This is a genomic window from Paracoccus aestuarii, from assembly GCF_028553885.1.
Taxonomy (GTDB): domain Bacteria; phylum Pseudomonadota; class Alphaproteobacteria; order Rhodobacterales; family Rhodobacteraceae; genus Paracoccus; species Paracoccus aestuarii.
This window is the reverse complement of the sequence record NZ_CP067169.1, coordinates 2,235,485-2,254,929: the sequence shown is the minus strand read 5'-3', so window position 1 is coordinate 2,254,929 and position 19,445 is coordinate 2,235,485. Positions and strand designations below refer to the sequence as shown.

Here is a 19,445-nt window from a genome sequence, read left to right as displayed (position 1 = left end):
GGGCAGGTCGTCGAACTGGCGCGCGACCCGGCCCGTGACCGGGGTCCAGCGGATGCGGCGTTCCTGCCGGCTGACCGGTTGGGGGCGGCCGTTCACCGTCTGCGTGACGGTCACCGTGACGTAATAGGCATCGCCCCGCTGGCCGCGATAGGTGGTGACCGTATCCGCGTCGAAAGTCCAGAAGGGCGAATAGACCCCCGTCAGCCGCCGGTCCTTGCGCGCATAGGCGGCCAGCCGCGACGGCGCGAACCACAGCCCGCCCAGCCAGGCCTTCATGGCGGCGCGGGCCTGATCCTCGGTCAAGGCAAAGGGCAGGACGGCCTGGGGCGCGATCCGGCGGCTGACGCCCGCATCCGACACGACCGGCGTCGCGCAGAAGGGGCAGGCGCTGGCGTGATGGGTCGCATCCGCCATGACCCGCGCGCCGCATTGCGGGCAGGCCAGTTCGCGCACCGCGTCCAGGACGGGCGCGGCGGCGTCCAGGTCCAGCCCCTGGGCCAGCGGGATCTCGGTCAGGCCGGCGCGGGTGGGGGCGATGTCCTGTTCATGCCCGCACCAGTCGCAGACCAGCCGCTGCTGGCCCGGGCGAAACCGCAGGCTGGCCCCGCATTGCGCGCAGGGAAAGCGGTGATCGCCGCCATCCGTCACGGGCGTCACCGCGGCAGGGGCGGGGGCCGCGCCCCAAGGCCCGCGCATCGTGGCGCCCATGGCCGCGCCCATCGCAGCGCCCATGCCTGCGCCCGCGGCCCCTTCGTTGCGCGCGGCGCTCAGCATCGCCTCGGAGGCGGCATATTGGCCGAAGCGGTCCAGATCGCCGATGATCCCCATGCTGGTGCGCTTGTCCAGCATCGCCTCGACCTCGGCGGGCAGGCTGATATTCTCGATCCAGAATTCCGGCAGGACCAGGCCATAGGTCTCGATCACCGGGGCGATGGCCTTGGCGACCAGCTGGGCCAGCTGGTCGGTATTGGCGGCCATGTCCAGGACCGGGATGTTCGCCGCCGCGATCGCGCGGGAAAATTCCTGCACGATCACGTTGCGGATCTGGAAGGCGATCTCGTCGCGGGTGAAATCGCCGTCGGTCCCCACGATTTCCGACATGAAGCGGGCCGGGTCGATCACGCGCATCGCATAGGTGCCGAAGGCGCGCAGCCGCACCGGGCCGAATTCGGGATCGCGCGCGATGACCGGGTTGCGGGTGCCCCATTTCAGATTGGTGAAGCGGGTCTTGTTGACGAAGTAGATCTCGGACTTGAAGGGGCTGCGGAAGCCGTGATCCCAATGCTGCAGGCGCGTCAGCACCGGCATGTTGTTCGTCTCCAGCATGTAGAGGCCGGGGCCGAAGACATCCGCGATCTGGCCTTCATGCACGAAGACCGCGGCCTGGCCCTCGCGGACGGTCAGCTTGGCGCCGTATTTGATGGCGCGGCCGACGGTCTCGAACCGCCAGACCATCGTGTCGCGCGCGTCCTGGGTCCATTCGATGACCTCGATGAACTCGCCGCCCAGAATGTCGAAGATGGACATGGTATCCCCCGTATGGCTCGGCCCAATCTAGGGCCGGGCCGGGGGGCGGTTCAAGCGGCCTCGCCCATCAGTTCGGCGGCGATGCGGCGGATGATCGGGGCGGCCTCGGCCTCGGACATGCCGGGATGCAGGCGCGGGTCATAGAGCATCTGCAGCAGCAGCTCGTCATGCCGGGTCAGCAGGGCGAATTCCTCGTCATCGTTGAAGATCGAGGGGCGGGCATCGGGGCTGTCATTGGCCAGGCCCATGCCCTGGGCCAGTTCCTCATGGATGCAGCTGCTGCGCAGCAGGGGGGGCAGCTCGGCCCGGATCACCGCCACGGCGCGGGCATAGTCAGGGCGCCCGCCCTCGGAATAGGCGAAGACGGCGCAGCTGATGGTCGCGGGCAGTTCCGCCACCATCGACAGGTCGCGCGCGGGGATGCCGGGGACCAGCTGGGCCAGGCGCGGGCCGATGGCGCGGCGTTCATCCTCGGTCAGGACCAGGATGGTGAAATTGCCGCGTTCGGCCGTCATCGACACGGGATGGCCGGTGATCGAGGACAGGCGGGCGGCGTAATCGCCGACCTCGGCCCGCCAGGCCGGGCGCGCGGCCATGTCGATCGAGGCGCTGAATTCGATCTGCATCCTGACCGGCACCTGCCAGCGCCGCAGGGGCGCCGCCGCGCCGCCGCGCGCCAGGCCGCCACCGGCCAGGTATTCGTCGCGCAGCGCGATCTCGATGAAGTTGCGGGCCAGGATCTCGGCATTGATCGGGGCGTCCAGCGGCACCCGGTCGCGGCGCAGGCGGCCCTGCGCCACCAGCCGGCGCTCGGCGGCGGCATAGAGGTCGCGCTGCGACTGGCTGGCCGGGCTGGGGCGGGCGGCGGCCTGACGCGCGGCGGCATTGGCCTCGCGGTTGCGTTCCGCGCGGGCGCGGCGCAGCTCGGCCTGGGTGTCGGGGGCCTTGGCCTGCTGTTCGGGGCGGGGCAAGGGCCGGGGGCCTGTCGCGGGGGCGTCGCCATCCGGGCCGGGCGCCGCGCAGGCGGCCAGCCCCAGGATCAGCGCGGCGGCAAGGGCGCGGCGCATCATCAGCGCCCCCCGATGGCCGCCGGGTTGCGCGCCGATGCCGATGCCAGCGCGTCGCGCAGCTCGGCCTCCATCCGGGTCAGCTCGTTCTCGGCGGCGGCGCGGCGGGTGCGGCCCTCGTCGGCGATGCGCAGGCTGTCCTCGATCGTGGCGATCAGCTGGGCATTGGCGGTCTGCACGGCCTCGATGTCGAAGACGCCGCGCTCGGTCTCGGTGCGGATCTGGGCGTTCGCCTGGCGCAGGTTGTCGGCATTGCGGGTCAGCAGCTCGTTGGTCAGGTCGCTGGCCTCGCGCACCGCGCGGGCGGCCTCGGCGCTGCGCTGGATGGTGACGGCCTGGGCCAGCTGCGTCTCCCACAGCGGCACCGTGTTCACCAGGGTCGAGTTGATCTTGGTGACCAGCGACTTGTCGTTTTCCTGCACCAGCCGGATCGAGGGCAGGGATTGCATCGTCACCTGCCGCGTCAGCTTCAGGTCATGGATGCGGCGTTCCAGATCGTCGCGCAGCGTGCGCAGGTCGCGCAGCTCCTGCGCCTCGATCACCTGGTCGGGCTCGGACTTGCCGGCCAGTTGGGCCTCCTTGGCGGGGATGTCGGTGCTGTCCAGCTCGCGCAGGCGCTCCGTGCCCGCCGCGATATAGAGCGCCAGTTCGTCATAGAAGGCCAGCGTCCGGTCATAGAGGATGTCCAGCGAGCGGATATCCTTCAACAGCTTCTGCTCGTGGGTCTCCAGCTCGGCGGTGATGCGGTCGATCTGGGTCTGGACCTGTTCGTAATTGGCCACGAACTTGGCAAAGGGGGCGGATCGGCCCAGCAGGCGTTCCCACCAGCTGCGGCTGCGGCGCATGTCCAGTTCGCTGGTGGAAAAGCCGCGGATCGTGGTGACGACCTCGCGCAGGCTGTCGCCGGCGGGGCCGACCTCCTTGGCCTTGACATCGGCCAGCATGGATTGGCTGATCTGTTGCAGGTCGGCTTGGGCGCGGGTGCCGAAGCGCAGGATGGACTGGCTGTCCTTCAGGTCGATCTCGGCCATGCGGGCGCGGATGGCGGCCTGGGTCTGGGGGTCGGCATCGGCCAGACGGTCGGGTGCGGGGGCGGGCTCGGCCAGGGGCGTCGCGGCCAGCGCGTCGATCTGGGCCTGGGCCGCCTCGGCGCGGCGCTTGATGTCGTCACTCATGGCACTATCCCCTTGTCGGCCATCCGCCGCGGGCGGAGGCGCCGCTGCAGCATATAGCGAATTCTTGCCCGTTCAACGACATCTGGACGGGAAAGTTTCAATCCATGGCGCCTGCGCCACAGGGGGTGGTGCGGATGGGCCACGCGGCGGCGCGGCCCATCCAATGTCGCCTCAGGCGGCCTTGCGGGAATAGAAGCCCCGGCCCTCGGCGGCCATGTCGCGCAGCATCTGCGGCGCCTTGAAGCGCGCGCCGTGCTGCGCCTCCAGCGCGTCGCAGATGGCCACGGCGCGATCCGCGCCCAGGATGTCCAGCCAGCCGAAAGGCCCGCCCGACCAAGGCGCATAGCCCCAGCCCAGGATGGCGCCCACATCGCCCTCGCGGATATCCTCCAGCACGCCTTCCTCCAGCGCGCGGACGGCCTCCAGGGTCTGGGCGAACATCAGGCGGTTCTGCACATCCTCCAGCGCGGGCTGATCCGGGCTGCGCGGATATTGCGCGTCCAGACCCTCCCACAGGCCCTGCCGCTTGCCGTCCTCATAGGCATAAAAGCCCGCATTCGCCTTGCGGCCCATGCGGCCCTGATCGGCCATCCAGAACAGCACCTCATCGACCGCGCCGTCGGGATAGGCGTCGCCCATCGCGGCCTTGGTCGCCTTGGCGATCTTGACGCCCAAATCGATCGAGGTCTCATCCACCAGCTGCAGCGGACCGAGCGGCATGCCCATCATCTTGGCGGCGTTCTCGACCAGCGTGGGGTTCACGCCCTCGGCCACCATGCGGATCCCCTCGTTGATATAGGGGATGATGCAGCGGTTGGCATAGAAGAACCGCTCGTCATTGACGACGATGGGCGTCTTGCGGATTTGGCGGACAAAATCCAGCGCCTTCGCGACGGCGACGGGCCCGGTCTCCTTGCCCTTGATGATCTCGACCAGCGCCATCTTGTCCACGGGGCTGAAGAAGTGGATGCCGATGAACTGCTCCGGACGGCTGCTGGCACGGGCCAGGTCGCTGATCGGCAGGGTCGAGGTGTTGGTCGCGAAGATCGCGTCCTGCGGGATGACGGCCTCGGCGCGCTTGGTGACTTCGGCCTTGACCGAGGGGTCCTCGAAGACGGCCTCGACGATCAGGTCGCAGCCCTCCAGCGCGGCGTAATCCGTGGTCGCGGTGATGCGGGCCAGCAGTTCGGCCTTCTTCTCCTCGGTCGCCCGCTTGCGGCTGATGGCCTTGTCCATCAGGCCCTCGGAATAGGCGCGGCCCTTGTCGGCGCTGGCCTGCTGGGCGTCGATCAGCACAACCTCGATGCCCGCGCGCGCGCTCACATAGGCGATGCCCGCGCCCATCATGCCCGCGCCCAGGATGCCGACCTTGCGGACGGTCTGGTCGGGGGCCTCGGGGCGGTTCGCGCCCTTCTCCAAGGCTTCCTTGTTGATGAACAGGCTGCGGATCATCGCCGCGCTGCTGGGATTCATCAGCACGTTGGTGAACCAGCGCGCCTCGATCTTGAGCGCCTGGTCGAAGGGCACCTGCGCGCCCTCATAGACCGCGCTCAGCAGTGCCTTGGCGGCCGGATAGACGCCCATGGTCTTGCCATGCACCATCGCGGAGGCGCCGACGAAGGTCATGAAGCCCGCCGGGTGGAAGGGCTCGCCGCCGGGCATCTTGTAGCCCTTGGCGTCCCAAGGCTTCACCAGATCGGCCTCCTTGGCCTCCAGCACCCAGGCCTTGGCGGCGGCCAGCGGGTCGTCCACCACCTCGTCGATCAGGCCGGCGGCCTTGGCCTTTTTGGGTTCCGACAGCTTGCCCTCCAGCAGGAAGGGGGCCGCGACCATGGCGCCCAGCTTGCGCGCCAAGCGGGTCGTGCCGCCCGCGCCGGGGAAGATGCCGACCATGATCTCGGGCAGGCCGATCTTGGCCTTGGGGTTGTCGGCGGCAAAGATCCGATGCGTGGCCAAGGGCAGCTCCAGCCCGATGCCGAGCGCGGTGCCGGGCAGGGCCGCCGCGATGGGCTTGCCGCCCTTCTTGGTCTTGCGGTCCATGCCCGCCAGCTCGATCTTGCGCAGCAGGTGATGCAGCGTCATCACGCCGTCGAACACGCCCTGCGCGCCATTAGCGTCCTTCATCCCCGCGATGACCTTCAGGTCCATCCCGGCGGCGAAGTCCTTCTTTCCGCTGGTGATGACGATGCCCTTCACGGCCTCGTCGGCCAGGGCGTCGTCGATCAGCCCGTCCAGCGTCATGGCGCCGTCCATGGACAGCACGTTCATCGACTTGCCCGGCACGTCCCAGGTGATGATCGCGACGCCGTCGGCGCCTTTTTCCATCGTGAAATCGGTCATGTCCGGGCTCCTCACACGCGTTCGATGATGGTGGCCGCGCCCATGCCGGACGCGATGCACAGGGTCGCCAGACCCACCTGTTTGTCCTGGCGCTCAAGCTCGTCCAGCAGGGTGCCGATGATGATCGCGCCGGTCGCGCCCAGGGGGTGGCCCATGGCGATCGACCCGCCATTCACGTTGACCTTGGAATGGTCCACGTCGAAGGCCTGCATGAAGCGCAGCACGACCGAGGCGAAGGCCTCGTTCACCTCGAAGAGGTCGATGTCGCCGATCGCCATGCCGCTGTCCTTGAGGATCTTTTCGGTCACGGGGACCGGGCCGGTCAGCATGATCGTGGGATCGGTGCCGATCTTGGCGGTGGCGCGGATGCGGGCGCGGGGCTTCAGACCATGCGCCTCGCCGAATTCCTTGCTGCCGATCAGCACGGCCGCGGCGCCGTCCACGATGCCCGAGGAATTCCCGGCATGGTGGATATGGTCGATATGGGTCAAATGCGGGTATTTCAGCATCGCGACCTTGTCGAAGCCGGGCATCATCTCGCCCATCTCCTTGAAGGCGGGGCGCAGCTTGGCCAGGTCATCGGCCGTGGTGCCGGGGCGCATGTATTCGTCGCGGTCCAGGATGGTCAGGCCGTTCTGGTCCAGGACCGGGACGATGGATTTGGCGAAGCGGTTCTCCTCCCAGGCCTGGGCGGCGCGCTTCTGGCTCTCCAGCGCCAAGGCGTCGGCCTCCTCGCGGGTAAAGCCGTATTCGGTCGCGATGATGTCGGCGCTGATGCCTTGGGGCACGAAATAGGACTTCATCGCGAGGCTGGGATCGACGGCGATGGCGGCGCCGTCGCTGCCCATGGCCACGCGGCCCATCATCTCGACCCCGCCGGCGATATAGGCATGGCCGGCGCCGCCCTTGATCTGGTTGGCGGCCAGGTTCACGGCCTCCATGCCGCTGGCGCAGAAGCGGTTGATCGACAGGCCCGGGATGCGCTCGTCCAGGTCGGACGCCAGCACGGCGCTGCGCGCAAGGCAGCCACCCTGTTCCTTGACCTGGGTGACATTGCCCCAGATGACGTCCTCGACCGCGTGACCTTCCAGGCCGTTGCGCTCCTTGACGGCGTTCAGCAGGCGCGCGGAGAGCGCCAGCGAGGTGACCTCGTGCAGGCTGCCATCTGGGCGGCCCTTGCCGCGCGGGGTGCGGGCGGCGTCATAGATGTATGCGTCGGTCATTGGTCCTCCTTGGGCGCCCGGTCGGATGGATTGCCGGGCATCAGATCATAGGGATGGGTCCAGCCGGGCAGGGCGGCGATGCCCTGCAGCCAGCGGTCGATATGGGGCCAGTCCCCGCGGTCGAAACCGAAGGGCTCGGGATAGTAGAGATAGCCGCAGAGCGCGAGATCCGCGATGGTCGGACCGCCGGGCGCGACCCAGTCCCGGTCGGCCAGATGCGTGTCCAGCACCCGATAGGCACCCTTGAGCCGCGCCTGCAGGTAATCCGCCACCCCCGCGGGCCGCTTGTCCTCAGGCAGAAAGTTCAGCAGGAACCGCGCCGGCCCGGCCTGGCCCGACAGCTTGTGGTTGTCGAACATCAGCCAGCGCATCGTCTCGGCCCGGTCGGTGCCGAGGAACCGACCCGTGCGTTCGGCGACATGCAGCTGAATGACGGCCGATTGGGTCAGGGTCAGGTCGCCCTCGCGGAAGACCGGCACCTCGCCCATCGGGTTCAGGGCACGGAAGGCGGGTGTCCGCGTCTCGCCGCCGAAGAAGTCGACAGGGACCGGATGCCAGTCATAGCCCGCCAGCTGCATCGTCAAGGCGGGCTTGTAGGCATTGCCGGATTCGCCGAAGCACCAGAGCTGTGCGGTCATGTTTCCTCCTGACGCCGGGGGGCTTCGCGCCCCCCGGACCCCCCGCGGGGTATTTGCACAACGAAGAAGACGTGGCTTTACCGTTCCTTAACCATGGGCCGCTAGGATCGGCGCTGCGGTACAGGCTGGGGAGCCGATGACCGTCAACGGAGAAGCCGCCCCGGCTCTTGGGCCGATAACGTCTTGCCTCTCGGAAGAGCGGGGGGGCCGGGGCGCACCGCTGGAATTCTCCGTTGTGCAAATACCCATGCGACCTCTCCGCCCTTCCGACGGTTTCAGAAAGCCTCGGCTTCCAGTTCCATCACCGTCGCTGCGCCGGACTGGATGCGCGCCAGATGGGTGGCGGTCATCGGCAGCTGGCGCTTCATGTAGTAGCGCCCGGTGGCCAGCTTGGTCTGGTGGAACGGCTCGGACGTGCCCGCGTCGATGGCGGCCTGGGCCGCGACGGCCATGCGGGCCCACATGAAACCCAAGGTCACGTGACCGAACAAGTGCATGAAGTCATAGCTGCCCGACAGCGCGTCGTTGGGGTTCTTCATCCCCCGCTCCATGAAGAACATGGCAGCGGATTGCAGGTCCTTGGACGCGGCCTTCAGCGGGTCGATGAAGTCGGCGGCGATGGCCTCGTTGCCCGACTGCTCCTTGCAGAAGGACTTGATCATCTCGAAGAAGGCCATGACGTGCTTGCCGCCGTCCTGGGCCAGCTTGCGGCCAACCAGGTCCAGCGCCTGCACGCCGTTCGCGCCCTCGTAGATCATGGTGATGCGGGCGTCGCGGACAAACTGGCTCATGCCCCATTCCTCGACATAGCCGTGGCCGCCCAGCACCTGCTGCGCCAGCACCGTCGTGTCGAAGCCCTTGTCCGTCAGGAAGCCCTTGATGACCGGCGTCATCAGCGAGACCAGCCCTTCGGCATCGGCGTCACCGGCCAGGTGGCTGCGATCGACCAGATGCGCGCCCCAGATGGTCAGCGCGCGGGCGCCTTCCAGGAAGCTCTTCTGATCCATCAGGCTGCGACGGATGTCGGGATGCACGATCAGCGGATCGGCCGCGCCCTGCGGGTTCTGGGCGCCGGTCACGGCGCGGCCCTGCAGGCGGTCCTTGGCATAGGCCAGCGCGTTCTGATAGGCGGGCACCGCGCAGGCATAGCCCTGCAGGCCGACGCCGATCCGGGCCTCGTTCATCATGGTGAACATGGCGCGCATGCCCTTGTGCAGGTCGCCCAGCAGCCAGCCCTTGGCCCCGTCATAGTTCATGACGCAGGTCGCGTTGCCGTGGATGCCCATCTTGTGTTCCAGCGCGCCCACCGACACGCCGTTGCGATCGCCGAGCGAGCCGTCCTCGTTCACCAGGAACTTCGGGACGATGAACAGGCTGATGCCCTTGGTGCCCTCGCCGCCGCCCGGCGCCTTGGCCAGGACCAGATGGATGACGTTCTCGGCCATGTCGTGATCGCCGGCCGAGATGAAGATCTTCTGGCCCGTGATCAGGTAGCTGCCGTCGTCCTGGGGTTCGGCCTTGGTGCGCAGCAGGCCCAGATCGGTGCCGCAATGCGGCTCCGTCAGGTTCATCGTGCCGGTCCAGTCGCAGCTGACCATCTTGGGCAGATAGGTCTGCTTCTGCGCATCCGTGCCATGGGCGTGGATCGCGGAATAGGCGCCGTGGGTCAGGCCCTGATACATGTTGAAGGCCATGTTGGCCGATACGAACATCTCGCCCGTGGCGACGCCCATGGTGTAGGGCATGCCTTGGCCGCCATATTCGGGGTCGCAGTCCAGCGCGGTCCAGCCGCCCTCCTTGACCTGGTCGAAGGCGGCGCGGAACCCTTCGGGGGTGCGCACGACGCCGTTCTCCAGCACGCAGCCCTGCTGGTCGCCAATGACGTTCAGCGGCGCCAGGACCTCAGAGGACAGCTTGCCTGCGGCCTCCAGCACGGCCTCGGTGAAATCCGGGGCCAGCTCGTCATGGCCGGGCAGGTCGGTCTCGGAGATCTTCAGCACCTCGTGCAGCAGGAACTGCAGGTCGCGGATCGGGGGGGTATAGGTGGGCATGGCGTGATCCTTTACGGCTGTTCGCAGGTCGCGGCGGAAAGTCGGGTCTGGGCGTCCCTGATCTGGTGGCGCAGGTCGTCGATGGCCAGGGCCAGTTCGGCCTGCTGGCGTTCCATGTCGGCCAGGCGCGCGCGTCCGATGTCGATGGTCGCGGCGATCTGGTCGCGATTGGCGCCGCCGGGCTGATACAGCTGCAGCAGCTGCCGAATCTGTTCCAGGCTGAAGCCGAAGCGCTTGCCGCGCAGGATCAGCGTCAGCCGCGCCCGGTCGCGCCGGTCATAGAGCCGGTGCTGCCCGCGACGCTGCGGAAAGATCAGCTCGCGCGCCTCGTAGAAGCGAAGCGTGCGGGGCGTCACCTCATAGGTGTCGCACATCTGGCGGATGGTCATCAGATCGTCGGACATTGGGTGCGGCTCCTCCTCAAACCGGCTTTCCGTCCTTGGGATGAATGTAGGTCAAGGTTGACGCGAACGTAAGCAGGACGCGGCGTCACGACGCCCCGTGCCGCCGCGTCATGGGGCGCCTCAGGGCAGGCGTTCCAGTTCCGCGATCCCGGTCTGGCGCAGCTGGTCCAGATCGGCGCGCGCGGCCTGCAGATCGGCGATCTGCTGGTCCAGCACGGCCAGCTGCCGCCCGGCCATGTCGATCCAGACCTGATACTGTTCCCGCGATCCCTGCTTGTCGTAGATCTGCAGCCATTGGCGGATCTCCTCCAGCGAGAATCCGAAGCGGCGGCCGCGCAGGATCAGCGTCATCCGCGCCACCTCGCGCGGGCCGTAGAAGCGCGCGCGCCCTTCCTTGCGCGGCTGCAGCAATTCGATGTATTCGTAATAGCGCAGCGTGCGCGGCGTCACGTCGAACCGCGCGCACATCTCCTTGAAGCTGATCAGGTCTTCGGTCATCGACGCCTCCTCGAAGATTTCCCTTTGCGTCAACTTAGGCGCTGCCGCATCCTTTCTCAACCGAATCGCGCAAGGACCCCGATGACCGATCCCGACGATCACGCCCGCATCGCCCAGCAGTTCATCGAGGCCATCCCCCATGCCCGCGCCCTGGGGATGCGGGTGGACCAGATCGGCGCGGGCCGCGCCGTCATCAGCATGCCCTGGGCCGATCATCTGGTGGGCGATCCGCGCACCGGGGTGATCCATGGCGGCGTCGTCTCGGCGTTGATGGATACCTGCTGCGGGGCGGCGGTGATGGCGCATCCGACGACGCCGCGATCGACCGCGACGATCGATCTGCGCATCGACTACATGCGCGCCGCGACGCCGGGGCAGCGGATCACCGCGCGGGCCGAATGCTATCACATGACCCGCAGCGTGGCCTTCCTGCGCGCCGTCGCGCTGGATGACGACCAGGACAATCCGGTGGCCACCGCCACCGGCGCCTTCACCGCGGAGCGCTGATCCATGGACCGCAACGAGCCGCTGCACCTGATCAAGTCCCGCCGCGACAGCGCCCTGAACGCGCTGGTCTCGGGCGTGCCCTACATGTCCTGGCTGGGCATCCGCTTCGACCGCCGCGGGGATGAGCTGACGGCCATCCTGCCCTTTGACGACAAGCTGATCGGCAATCCGATGCTGCCCGCAATCCATGGCGGCGTCACCGCCGCCTTCCTGGAGGTCACGGCCATCATCGAGCTGTCCTGGGCCGCCATGTGGGAGGATCTGGAATCGGGCCGCATCGCCCCCGATGCCGCCGTTCCCGACAGCCTGCCGCGCCTGCCCAAGACCATCGACTTCACCGTGGATTACCTGCGGTCCGGCCTGCCGCGCGACGCCTATGCGCGGGCGCGGGTGGTGCGGTCGGGGCGGCGCTATGCATCGGTCCATGTCGAGGCCTGGCAGGACAACCGCGCCCGGCTGATCGCCCAGGCCACCGGGCATTTCCTGATGCCGCAGCCGTGACAGCCCTGACGCATGGGCGGGTGCTGAACATCGCCCTGCCCATCGTGCTGTCGAACCTGACCGTGCCGCTGCTGGGGCTGGTGGACACGGCCGTGGTGGGCCGTCTGGGCGGGCCCGCGCCCATCGGGGCGGTGGGCCTGGGGGCGGTGATCCTGACATCGGTCTATTGGGTCTTCGGCTTTCTGCGCATGGGTACATCGGGGCTGGTGGCCCAGGCCCATGGCGCGGGCGACGGCCCGGAGGTGGGGGCGCATCTGCTGCGCGCTGACCATCGGGCTGGGGGCGGGGGCGGTCTTCATCCTGCTGCAGGCGCCCATCGCGGCGGCGGCCTTTCGGCTGGCCCCCGCATCGGATGCGGTCGAGGCGCTGGCCCGCGACTATCTGGCGATCCGCGTCTGGGGGCGCTTACGACGATCGGCCTCTATGCGCTGACCGGCTGGCTGATCGCGGTGGAACGCACCCGCGCCGTGCTGGGCCTGCAGCTGATCCAGAACGGGCTGAACATCGCGCTCAGCATCGCGCTGGCCTTGGGGCTGGGGATGGGGGTCGCGGGGGTCGCTTGGGCCACGCTGGCGGCCGAATGGGCGGGGCTGGCCGTGGCGCTGTGGCTGGCGCGCCATGTCCTGGCCGAGGCGCGGCGCGCGGCGGGGATCTGGGCGCGCGACCGGATCGCGCGGCTGGCGCGGGTCAATGGCGACATCATGGTGCGGTCGGTCCTGCTGCAGGGCTGCATGACCAGCTTTCTGTTCCTGGGGGCGGGGCAGGGGGACGTGACACTGGCGGCCAATCAGGTGCTGCTGCAGTTCCTGGCGCTGACGGCCTATGCGCTGGACGGATTTGCCTTTGCCGCCGAAAGCCTGGTGGGCCAGGCGGTGGGCGCGCGCCGCGCGGGCCAGGTGCGCCGCGCCAGCCTGATGACATCGGGCTGGGGCCTGGGATTCGCGCTGCTGCTGGGGGCGGGGTTCCTGCTGGGCGGCGGGGCGATCATCGACATGCTGACCACAGATGCGCAGGTGCGGGCGGTGGCGCGCGACTATCTGCCATGGCTGGCCGTCGCACCGCTGATCGGGCTGGCAGGCTGGATGCTGGACGGCATCTTCATCGGCGCCACCCTGACGCGCGAGATGCGCGTGGCGATGATCCGATCGGTCGCGGTCTTCGTGGCCTGCGTGGTGATCCTGCCGCCCATCTGGGGCAATCACGGACTGTGGGCGGCGCTGATGGCGCTGAACCTGGCGCGGGCGGCCACGATGCTGCGGCTCTATCCCAGGGCCGAGATCGCCGCCGCGCCGGGCGGGATCAGTTCTCCTCGATGATCTGGCGGCGGGCCTCGTCCATCAGTCGGGCCATCTGGGCGCGGATCGTGGCCGCATCGGCGCGGCCCTGCAGGTCGGCCTCGACCTTGCGGAACACGTCCTCCTCGCCCGGCTCGTCGAAATCGGCGGTGACCACAGACATGGCATAGGCGCGCGCATCGTCGCCGGTCTTGCCCAGCTGATCGGCCGCCCATTCGCCCAGCAGGCGGTTGCGGCGCGCCTCGGCCTTGAAGCGCAGGTCGGCATCATGGGCGAATTTCGCCTCGTAGGCGCGTTCACGGTCGTCGAAGGTGGACATCGGCGGGGCTCCCTGGTCGGCTGCTCTTCTCCAAGGATATGCCCATCGGCCCGGCTTCTCGCAAGCCTCGTATTGCCCCCGGTGGGCAATCCGGGGTAAGCGGCATCTTCAGGGACATGCGAAAGGACGGTGGGCCCATGGCACCGCGGCGCAAGAAAGTATACGAAGGCAAGGCCAAGATCCTCTATGAAGGCACCGAGCCGGGCACGCTGGTCCAGTACTTCAAGGACGACGCGACCGCCTTCAACGCGCAGAAGCGCGCGACGATCGAAGGCAAGGGCGTGCTGAACAACCGCCTGTCGGAATTCTTCATGAACGGGCTGACGAATATCGGCGTCCCGAACCACTTCATCCGCCGCATCAACATGCGCGAGCAGCTGATCCGCCAGGTCGAGATCATCCCGCTGGAGGTGATCGTGCGCAACTTCGCGGCCGGATCGCTGTCCAAGCGTCTGGGCCTGGAGGAGGGGACCCTGCTGCCGCGGCCCATCGTCGAATACAGCTACAAGAACGACGAGCTGGGCGACCCGATGGTGTCCGAGGAATATGTCATCGCCTTCGGTTGGGCGACCCAGCAGGACCTGGACGACATCGTGTCGCTGGCGCTGCGGGTGAACGATTTCCTGTCGGGGGTCTTCTACGGCGTCGGCATCAAGCTGATCGATTTCAAGATCGAGATCGGCCGGGTCTGGGACAATGACTTCATGCGCCTGATCGTCGCCGACGAGATCAGCCCCGACAGCTGCCGGCTGTGGGACGTCAAGACCGGCCAGAAGCTGGACAAGGACGTGTTCCGCCGCGACCTGGGCAACCTGACCGACGCCTATACCGAGGTCGCCCGCCGTCTTGGCCTGATGCCCGCCAACACGACCAGCCTGAAACCCACCGCGATCAACTGAGGAAAGTGCCGCCATGAAAGCACGTGTGACCATCATGCTGAAGGACGGCGTCCTGGACCCGCAGGGCGAGGCGATCCGCCATGCCCTGGGCGGGCTGGGCCACAAGGACGTGGCGGGCGTGCGCCAAGGCAAGCTGATCGAGCTGGACCTGACCGCCACCGACCCCGAGGCCGCCCGTGCCGAGGTCGCCCGCATGTGCGAGGGTCTGCTGGCCAATACCGTGATCGAGAAATATTCCATCGAGATTGCCTGACGTTGCGGCAGCCTGCCATTATCGGCAGGTTGCCCGACGGACCCCGTTGCAAAACGGACGCAATTGTCGCCCAATGCGCGGATGATGAACCAGACGACCCCACCCCATTCCGCCGCCCCGGTGATCCGCATCGAGGGGCTGCACAAGTCCTATGGCCCGCTGGAGGTCCTGAAGGGCGTGTCCATGACCGCGCCGCGCGGCCATGTGATCAGCCTGATCGGGTCGTCCGGTTCGGGCAAATCCACGCTGCTGCGCTGCTGCAACCTACTGGAGAACAGCCAGGCGGGCGACATCCTGTTCGAGGGTGAACCCGTGCGCTGGAAGGGCCGGGGCCAGGACCGCAGGCCCGCCGACCGCGCCCAGGTCACGCGGATGCGCACCAACCTGGCCATGGTCTTTCAGCAGTTCAACCTTTGGGCCCACATGACGATCCTGCAGAACGTGATGGAGGCGCCCGTCACCGTCCTGGGCGAGGATCGCGCCGTGGTCGAGGACCGCGCCCGCGCCCTGCTGGCCAAGGTCGGCATCGGTGACAAGGCGGATGCCTGGCCCGCCCAGCTGTCGGGCGGCCAGCAGCAGCGCGCGGCCATCGCCCGGGCGCTCTGCATGCAGCCCAAGGCGCTGCTGTTCGACGAACCCACCAGCGCGCTGGACCCCGAGCTGCAGCAGGAGGTCGTCAAGGTTATCAAGGATCTGGCCGGGGAACATCGCACGATGATCCTGGTCACCCATGACATGCGGCTGGCCGCCGATGTCAGCGATCACGTCGTCTTCCTGCATCAGGGCGTGATCTGCGAGGAAGGCCCGCCGGACCGGCTGTTCGGGGACCCGCAGACCGAGCGTCTGCGCGGCTTCCTGTCCGCCACGATGGCGACATAAGAAACCAACAGGAGAGACTTCCGACATGAAATCGCTGACCATCGCCGCAGCCGCCCTGGCCCTGACCGCGGGCCTCGCCCAGGCCCAGACCATCCGCATGGGCACCGAGGGCGCCTATGCCCCCTACAACTTCATCAACGACGCCACGGGCGAGGTGACCGGCTTCGAGATCGAGCTGGGCAACGCCTTGTGCGAACGCGCGGGCCTGGAATGCACCTGGGTGCGCAATGACTGGGATTCGATCATCCCGAACCTGGTTTCCGGCAATTACGACACGATCATGGCCGGGATGAACATCAACGAGGAGCGCAAGGCGGTCATCCAGTTCACCCAGGCCTATACCCCCGCCATGCCCTCGGCCTATGCGGCCCTGTCGGCCGATGTGGATGTCGAAGGCGGCATCGTCGCGGCCCAGACCAACACCATCCAGGCGGGCCATGTGGCCGAGACCGGCGCCACGCTGCTGGAATTCCCCAATCCCGACCAGACCGTCGCCGCCGTCCGCAACGGCGAGGCCGACGCGGTCTTTGCCGATCGCGACTTCCTGGCGCCCATCGTCGCCGAATCCGGCGGCGAGCTGGTCTGGGTCGAGGGCTTCGACGCCGTCTCCCTGGGCGAGGGCATCGGCATGGGCCTGCGCCAGTCCGACGCCGAGCTGCGCGAGACCTTCGACGCCCAGATCACCGCGATGAAGGAGGACGGCAGCCTGAACGAGCTGATCGTCAAGTGGTTCGGCGACGACGCCCTGACCTTCGAGTGATGTGACCCGCCGCCGCGGCCCGGTCCGCGGCGGCCCCTCGCGGGGAATGCGATGTTTTCCTATTGCGCCGATCCATCCTCGCTCGAGGGGCTAGTCTGGCTGTCCTGCTATCTAACGACGGCCACGCATATGATGTTCTATGCCAGCTTCGGCACGGTGCTGCTGCTGCTGGCGATCACGGCGCCGATCGCGCTGCTGTTCGGGTTCGGCGGCGCGATGGCGCTGCGGTCCCGCATCGCGCCGCTGCGCTGGTTCGGGGGGATCTACACCTCGATGGTGCGGGGCGTGCCGGACATCATCTTCTTTCTGTTCGTGCCGATCGCGCTGGATCAGGGCTTCGAATGGGTCCGCCACCAGATCCTGTGCGACAGCGACGCGCCGGTGCGGCAGGGCAACGATTTCGTCGTCTGCGCCGCCGCCAAGCTGCCGCTGAACAGCGCCGCCCCTTGGGTCCATGACGCTTACGGCATCTTTCTGGCGGTCATCGCCTTTTCCGTCGTCTTCGGGGCCTTTGCGGCGAATGTCCTGTCGGGCGCCATGGCCGCCGTGCCCCGCGCCCAGCTGGAGACCGCCGAGGCCTATGGCATGACCCCCCGCCAGGTGAACCGCCGCGTGCTGATCCCGCAGATGTGGACCTATGCCCTGCCGGGCCTGTCGAACCTGTGGATGATCCTGATCAAGGCCACGCCGCTGCTGTTCATCCTGGGGGTCGAGGACATCGTCTATTGGGCGCGCGAGCTGGGCGGGTCCAAGACCAGCGCCTTTGCCTATCCCCATCCCGACTGGCGGCTGTACTACTTCCTGGGCATCCTGGTCTTCTATCTGTTCATGACCTGGATCTCCGAACGGGTGCTGGGCCGCGTCACGCGGCGCCTGTCGCGCGGCCAAGCGACGATGGGCGGCGAGGCGTTGCGCAAGGGGGCCCCGGCATGAGCTGCCTTCAGACCATCCAGGATTACGCCCTGCGCTCGATCGGCTATGGCGAGCGGCTGCTGCCGCGCGAGGGCTATGACCTCTGCCAGCAATTCACGCTGATCGGGTCGGGGCTGATCTGGAACCTCTATTTCGCGGTGCTGGCGCTCAGCTTCGGCTTCGTGCTGGCCAATGCGGTGGCCTTGGCCAAGGCCAGCGGCAACCGCTGGCTGCGGGGACCGGCGAACGGGTTCATCTTCCTGTTCCGGGGCAGCCCGCTCTTCATCCAGTTCTTCATCGCCTACGAGGCGCTGGTCCTGCTGCCGCGTGCGGGGATCGACGTGATGGGCATCACCGTCCAGACCAGCTGGCTGACCCGGGCCTGGGCCGGGGCGCTGATCGTGCTGACGCTGAACACCGCCGCCTATTCGGCGCAGATCTTTCATGGCGCGCTGATGTCCGTGCCCAAGGGCGATGTCGAGGCCGCCGACGCCTATGGCATGACCGGCTGGACGCGGTTCCGCCGGGTGATCTGGCCCACGATGATGCGGCTGGCCTGGCCCAGCTATACCAACGAGGCGATCTTTCTGTTCCACGCTACGACGCTGGTCTATTTCTCGGGCTTTCCGGCCTTTCAGCAGAAGGGCGACGCGCTTTACTATGCCAGCTATTTCGCGGACCGGACCTTCAACCCCTTCGTCGCCTATCCGATCGCGGCGGGCTATTTCATCCTGGCGACCTTGGCATTGATCTGGGCCTTTGGCAGGGTGAACCGGCGGCTGAACCGGCACCTGCCGGGGGCCGCGACCCGGATCCGATACAGACCTCTTATGACGAGATAACCCCATGGAATGGCTGCGCGATCACCCCGAGGTCAAGACGATCCGCGTTGCGGCCGCCGACCTGAACGGCGTCGCCCGCGGCAAGCGGATCGCGGCGCGCTATGCCGACAAGCTGCTGGGCGAGGGGACCAAGTTCCCTTATTCCGTCCTGAACCTGGACATCTGGGGCGAGGATGTCGAGGACAGCCCCCTGGTCTTCGAATCCGGCGATCCCGACGGGCTGCTGCTGCCCACGGAACGCGGCTTTCTGCCCATGCCCTGGCTGGACGCGCCGACCGCGCTGCTGCCCTTGTGGATGTTCCATCCCAACGGTCGCCCCTATGACGGCGATCCCCGCCAAGCCCTGGCCCGCGTGGTCGAACGCTATCACGCCGCGGGCTTGACCCCCGTCGTCGCGACCGAGCTTGAATTCTTTCTGATCGACGACAGCGGCAAGACCCTGCGCGTGCCCCCCAGCCCGCGATCCGGCAAGCGCCGCACCGGGGGCGAGGTTCTGTCCCTGCGCGCGCTGGACGCCTTCGATCAGTTCTTCTCGACGCTTTACGACGCCTGCGAATCGATGGACATTCCGGCCGATACCGCGATCTCGGAGGCGGGGCCGGGCCAGTTCGAGATCAACCTGATGCATCAGGCCGATCCGCTGAAGGCCGCCGACGACACCTGGCTCTTCAAGATGCTGGTCAAGGGGATCGCCCGGTCCTACGGCTTTGCCGCCAGCTTCATGGCCAAGCCCTACGAGGCCTTTTCGGGCAACGGGATGCACATGCATTTCTCGATCCTGGACCGCGAGGGGCGCAACATCTTCGACAATGGCGGCGAGGAGGGGACCGAGGCGCTGCGCCAGGCCGTCGCGGGCTGTCTGCGGGCGATGCCCGGATCGACGCTGCTCTTTGCCCCGCATGAAAACAGCTATGACCGCTTGGTGCCCAATGCCCATGCGCCGACCGGCATCGGTTGGGCCTATGAGAACCGCACCGCGGCGATCCGCATCCCGTCCTCCGGGCCCAAGGCGCGGCGGATCGAGCATCGCGTGGCGGGGGGCGACGTGAACCCCTATCTGACCATCGCCGCGATCCTGGGCGCCGCGCTGAACGGCATCGAGGACCGGTTGGAGGCGCCCGCGCCCTTCAGGGGCAACGCCTATGACAAGAACCTGGCCCAGCTGCCCGGCGATTGGGGCGCGGCCATCGAGGCCTTCGACGCCTGCCCCGAGATCCGGCGCATCCTGCCCGCGCATCTGGTCGACAACTACCTGATGACCAAGCGCCAGGAGCTGCATTACATGGCCGAGCTGTCCGACGAGGAGACGGTCGAGCTCTATCTCGACACGGTGTGACTGCGGCCCGGGCGTTGAC

General features: G+C 67.7%; 18 protein-coding genes and 2 pseudogenes. 10 read left to right on the top strand and 10 right to left on the bottom strand.

Annotated elements, in window-relative coordinates:
* Window positions 1-576: 576 nt before the first annotated feature.
* From JHW48_RS11470 to JHW48_RS11430, 9 genes and pseudogenes are all read right to left on the bottom strand, one after another.
* Window positions 577-1,527: pseudogene (locus JHW48_RS11470) on the bottom strand (SPFH domain-containing protein); the annotation flags it as partial.
* A gap of 50 nt (window positions 1,528-1,577) precedes the next feature.
* Window positions 1,578-2,597, bottom strand: a complete 1,020-nt coding sequence (locus JHW48_RS11465) for a DUF2927 domain-containing protein (protein ID WP_272835598.1) — start codon at window positions 2,595-2,597, stop codon at window positions 1,578-1,580.
* A complete protein-coding gene (locus tag JHW48_RS11460; RefSeq protein WP_119886723.1) occupies window positions 2,597-3,769 on the bottom strand; it encodes a toxic anion resistance protein in 1,173 nt (390 codons plus the stop codon). The genes JHW48_RS11465 and JHW48_RS11460 overlap by 1 nt, the downstream gene beginning before the upstream one ends.
* Before the next feature lie 171 nt (window positions 3,770-3,940).
* On the bottom strand, window positions 3,941-6,109 hold the full coding sequence (locus JHW48_RS11455; RefSeq protein ID WP_119886724.1) for a 3-hydroxyacyl-CoA dehydrogenase NAD-binding domain-containing protein: 2,169 nt from the start codon (window positions 6,107-6,109) through the stop codon (window positions 3,941-3,943).
* An 11-nt stretch (window positions 6,110-6,120) separates the two neighbouring features.
* A complete protein-coding gene (locus JHW48_RS11450) occupies window positions 6,121-7,332 on the bottom strand; it encodes an acetyl-CoA C-acetyltransferase (RefSeq protein WP_119886725.1) in 1,212 nt (403 codons plus the stop codon).
* The gene (locus JHW48_RS11445; RefSeq protein WP_119886726.1) at window positions 7,329-7,970 is read right to left on the bottom strand and encodes a glutathione S-transferase family protein; all 642 of its coding nucleotides are present in this window, start codon (window positions 7,968-7,970) and stop codon (window positions 7,329-7,331) included. Before JHW48_RS11445 ends, JHW48_RS11450 begins: the two co-directional genes overlap by 4 nt.
* 275 nt (window positions 7,971-8,245) lie before the next feature.
* Entirely contained in the window at window positions 8,246-10,021 is a 1,776-nt protein-coding gene (locus tag JHW48_RS11440; RefSeq protein WP_119886727.1) for an acyl-CoA dehydrogenase C-terminal domain-containing protein, read from the bottom strand.
* 11 nt (window positions 10,022-10,032) lie between these two features.
* Window positions 10,033-10,425 carry a MerR family transcriptional regulator gene (locus JHW48_RS11435; protein WP_119886728.1) on the bottom strand — a complete coding sequence of 131 codons (393 nt, stop codon included), beginning with the start codon at window positions 10,423-10,425 and terminating at the stop codon, window positions 10,033-10,035.
* A gap of 120 nt (window positions 10,426-10,545) precedes the next feature.
* Window positions 10,546-10,923 (bottom strand): MerR family transcriptional regulator, encoded by a 378-nt coding sequence (locus JHW48_RS11430; protein ID WP_119886729.1) that lies wholly within the window; start codon window positions 10,921-10,923, stop codon window positions 10,546-10,548.
* Between the two features lie 81 nt (window positions 10,924-11,004).
* Here JHW48_RS11430 and JHW48_RS11425 point away from each other — a divergent pair, with 81 nt between their 5' ends.
* The 3 genes and pseudogenes from JHW48_RS11425 (at window position 11,005) to JHW48_RS11415 (ending at window position 13,247) form a co-directional block, all read left to right on the top strand.
* Window positions 11,005-11,430: a PaaI family thioesterase gene (locus JHW48_RS11425; protein ID WP_119886730.1), complete on the top strand. Its 426-nt coding sequence runs from the start codon at window positions 11,005-11,007 to the stop codon at window positions 11,428-11,430.
* A 3-nt stretch (window positions 11,431-11,433) separates the two neighbouring features.
* Window positions 11,434-11,931: a PaaI family thioesterase gene (locus JHW48_RS11420; RefSeq protein WP_119886731.1), complete on the top strand. Its 498-nt coding sequence runs from the start codon at window positions 11,434-11,436 to the stop codon at window positions 11,929-11,931.
* Window positions 11,928-13,247 (top strand): annotated as a pseudogene (locus JHW48_RS11415) (MATE family efflux transporter). The gene JHW48_RS11420 and the pseudogene JHW48_RS11415 overlap by 4 nt, the downstream one beginning before the upstream one ends.
* On the opposite strand, the gene JHW48_RS11410 reads toward JHW48_RS11415, so the two are convergent.
* Entirely contained in the window at window positions 13,231-13,545 is a 315-nt protein-coding gene (locus JHW48_RS11410) for a DUF1476 domain-containing protein (protein WP_119886733.1), read from the bottom strand. The pseudogene JHW48_RS11415 and the gene JHW48_RS11410 sit on opposite strands and share 17 nt — an antisense overlap.
* 137 nt (window positions 13,546-13,682) lie before the next feature.
* Between JHW48_RS11410 and purC the strand changes: the two genes are divergently transcribed.
* The 7 genes from purC (at window position 13,683) to JHW48_RS11375 (ending at window position 19,426) form a co-directional block, all read left to right on the top strand.
* The gene (gene purC / locus JHW48_RS11405) at window positions 13,683-14,444 is read left to right on the top strand and encodes a phosphoribosylaminoimidazolesuccinocarboxamide synthase (protein WP_119886734.1); all 762 of its coding nucleotides are present in this window, start codon (window positions 13,683-13,685) and stop codon (window positions 14,442-14,444) included.
* Between the two features lie 13 nt (window positions 14,445-14,457).
* The gene (purS, locus tag JHW48_RS11400; protein ID WP_119886735.1) at window positions 14,458-14,697 is read left to right on the top strand and encodes a phosphoribosylformylglycinamidine synthase subunit PurS; all 240 of its coding nucleotides are present in this window, start codon (window positions 14,458-14,460) and stop codon (window positions 14,695-14,697) included.
* A gap of 81 nt (window positions 14,698-14,778) precedes the next feature.
* Window positions 14,779-15,576, top strand: coding sequence for an ABC transporter ATP-binding protein (locus JHW48_RS11395; protein WP_119886736.1), 798 nt, complete (start codon window positions 14,779-14,781; stop codon window positions 15,574-15,576).
* 25 nt (window positions 15,577-15,601) lie between these two features.
* Window positions 15,602-16,336 (top strand): transporter substrate-binding domain-containing protein, encoded by a 735-nt coding sequence (locus JHW48_RS11390; RefSeq protein WP_119886737.1) that lies wholly within the window; start codon window positions 15,602-15,604, stop codon window positions 16,334-16,336.
* Between the two features lie 51 nt (window positions 16,337-16,387).
* Window positions 16,388-17,269 (top strand): ABC transporter permease, encoded by an 882-nt coding sequence (locus tag JHW48_RS11385; protein ID WP_119886738.1) that lies wholly within the window; start codon window positions 16,388-16,390, stop codon window positions 17,267-17,269.
* A complete protein-coding gene (locus JHW48_RS11380) occupies window positions 17,266-18,090 on the top strand; it encodes an ABC transporter permease (RefSeq protein ID WP_119886739.1) in 825 nt (274 codons plus the stop codon). Before JHW48_RS11385 ends, JHW48_RS11380 begins: the two co-directional genes overlap by 4 nt.
* A 4-nt stretch (window positions 18,091-18,094) precedes the next feature.
* Entirely contained in the window at window positions 18,095-19,426 is a 1,332-nt protein-coding gene (locus JHW48_RS11375) for a glutamine synthetase family protein (RefSeq protein WP_119886740.1), read from the top strand.
* Window positions 19,427-19,445: the final 19 nt, after the last annotated feature.

Bases quoted from the DNA above. Each gene is read 5' to 3' on its own strand.
- JHW48_RS11465 (WP_272835598.1), bottom strand. From the start codon at position 2,597: ATGATGCGCCGCGCCCTTGCCGCCGCGCTGATCCTGGGGCTGGCCGCC.
- JHW48_RS11460 (WP_119886723.1), bottom strand. From the start codon at position 3,769: ATGAGTGACGACATCAAGCGCCGCGCCGAGGCGGCCCAGGCCCAGATC.
- JHW48_RS11455 (WP_119886724.1), bottom strand. From the start codon at position 6,109: ATGACCGATTTCACGATGGAAAAAGGCGCCGACGGCGTCGCGATCATC.
- JHW48_RS11450 (WP_119886725.1), bottom strand. From the start codon at position 7,332: ATGACCGACGCATACATCTATGACGCCGCCCGCACCCCGCGCGGCAAG.
- JHW48_RS11445 (WP_119886726.1), bottom strand. From the start codon at position 7,970: ATGACCGCACAGCTCTGGTGCTTCGGCGAATCCGGCAATGCCTACAAG.
- JHW48_RS11440 (WP_119886727.1), bottom strand. From the start codon at position 10,021: ATGCCCACCTATACCCCCCCGATCCGCGACCTGCAGTTCCTGCTGCAC.
- JHW48_RS11435 (WP_119886728.1), bottom strand. From the start codon at position 10,425: ATGTCCGACGATCTGATGACCATCCGCCAGATGTGCGACACCTATGAG.
- JHW48_RS11430 (WP_119886729.1), bottom strand. From the start codon at position 10,923: ATGACCGAAGACCTGATCAGCTTCAAGGAGATGTGCGCGCGGTTCGAC.
- JHW48_RS11425 (WP_119886730.1), top strand. From the start codon at position 11,005: ATGACCGATCCCGACGATCACGCCCGCATCGCCCAGCAGTTCATCGAG.
- JHW48_RS11420 (WP_119886731.1), top strand. From the start codon at position 11,434: ATGGACCGCAACGAGCCGCTGCACCTGATCAAGTCCCGCCGCGACAGC.
- JHW48_RS11410 (WP_119886733.1), bottom strand. From the start codon at position 13,545: ATGTCCACCTTCGACGACCGTGAACGCGCCTACGAGGCGAAATTCGCC.
- purC (WP_119886734.1), top strand. From the start codon at position 13,683: ATGGCACCGCGGCGCAAGAAAGTATACGAAGGCAAGGCCAAGATCCTC.
- purS (WP_119886735.1), top strand. From the start codon at position 14,458: ATGAAAGCACGTGTGACCATCATGCTGAAGGACGGCGTCCTGGACCCG.
- JHW48_RS11395 (WP_119886736.1), top strand. From the start codon at position 14,779: ATGATGAACCAGACGACCCCACCCCATTCCGCCGCCCCGGTGATCCGC.
- JHW48_RS11390 (WP_119886737.1), top strand. From the start codon at position 15,602: ATGAAATCGCTGACCATCGCCGCAGCCGCCCTGGCCCTGACCGCGGGC.
- JHW48_RS11385 (WP_119886738.1), top strand. From the start codon at position 16,388: ATGTTTTCCTATTGCGCCGATCCATCCTCGCTCGAGGGGCTAGTCTGG.
- JHW48_RS11380 (WP_119886739.1), top strand. From the start codon at position 17,266: ATGAGCTGCCTTCAGACCATCCAGGATTACGCCCTGCGCTCGATCGGC.
- JHW48_RS11375 (WP_119886740.1), top strand. From the start codon at position 18,095: ATGGAATGGCTGCGCGATCACCCCGAGGTCAAGACGATCCGCGTTGCG.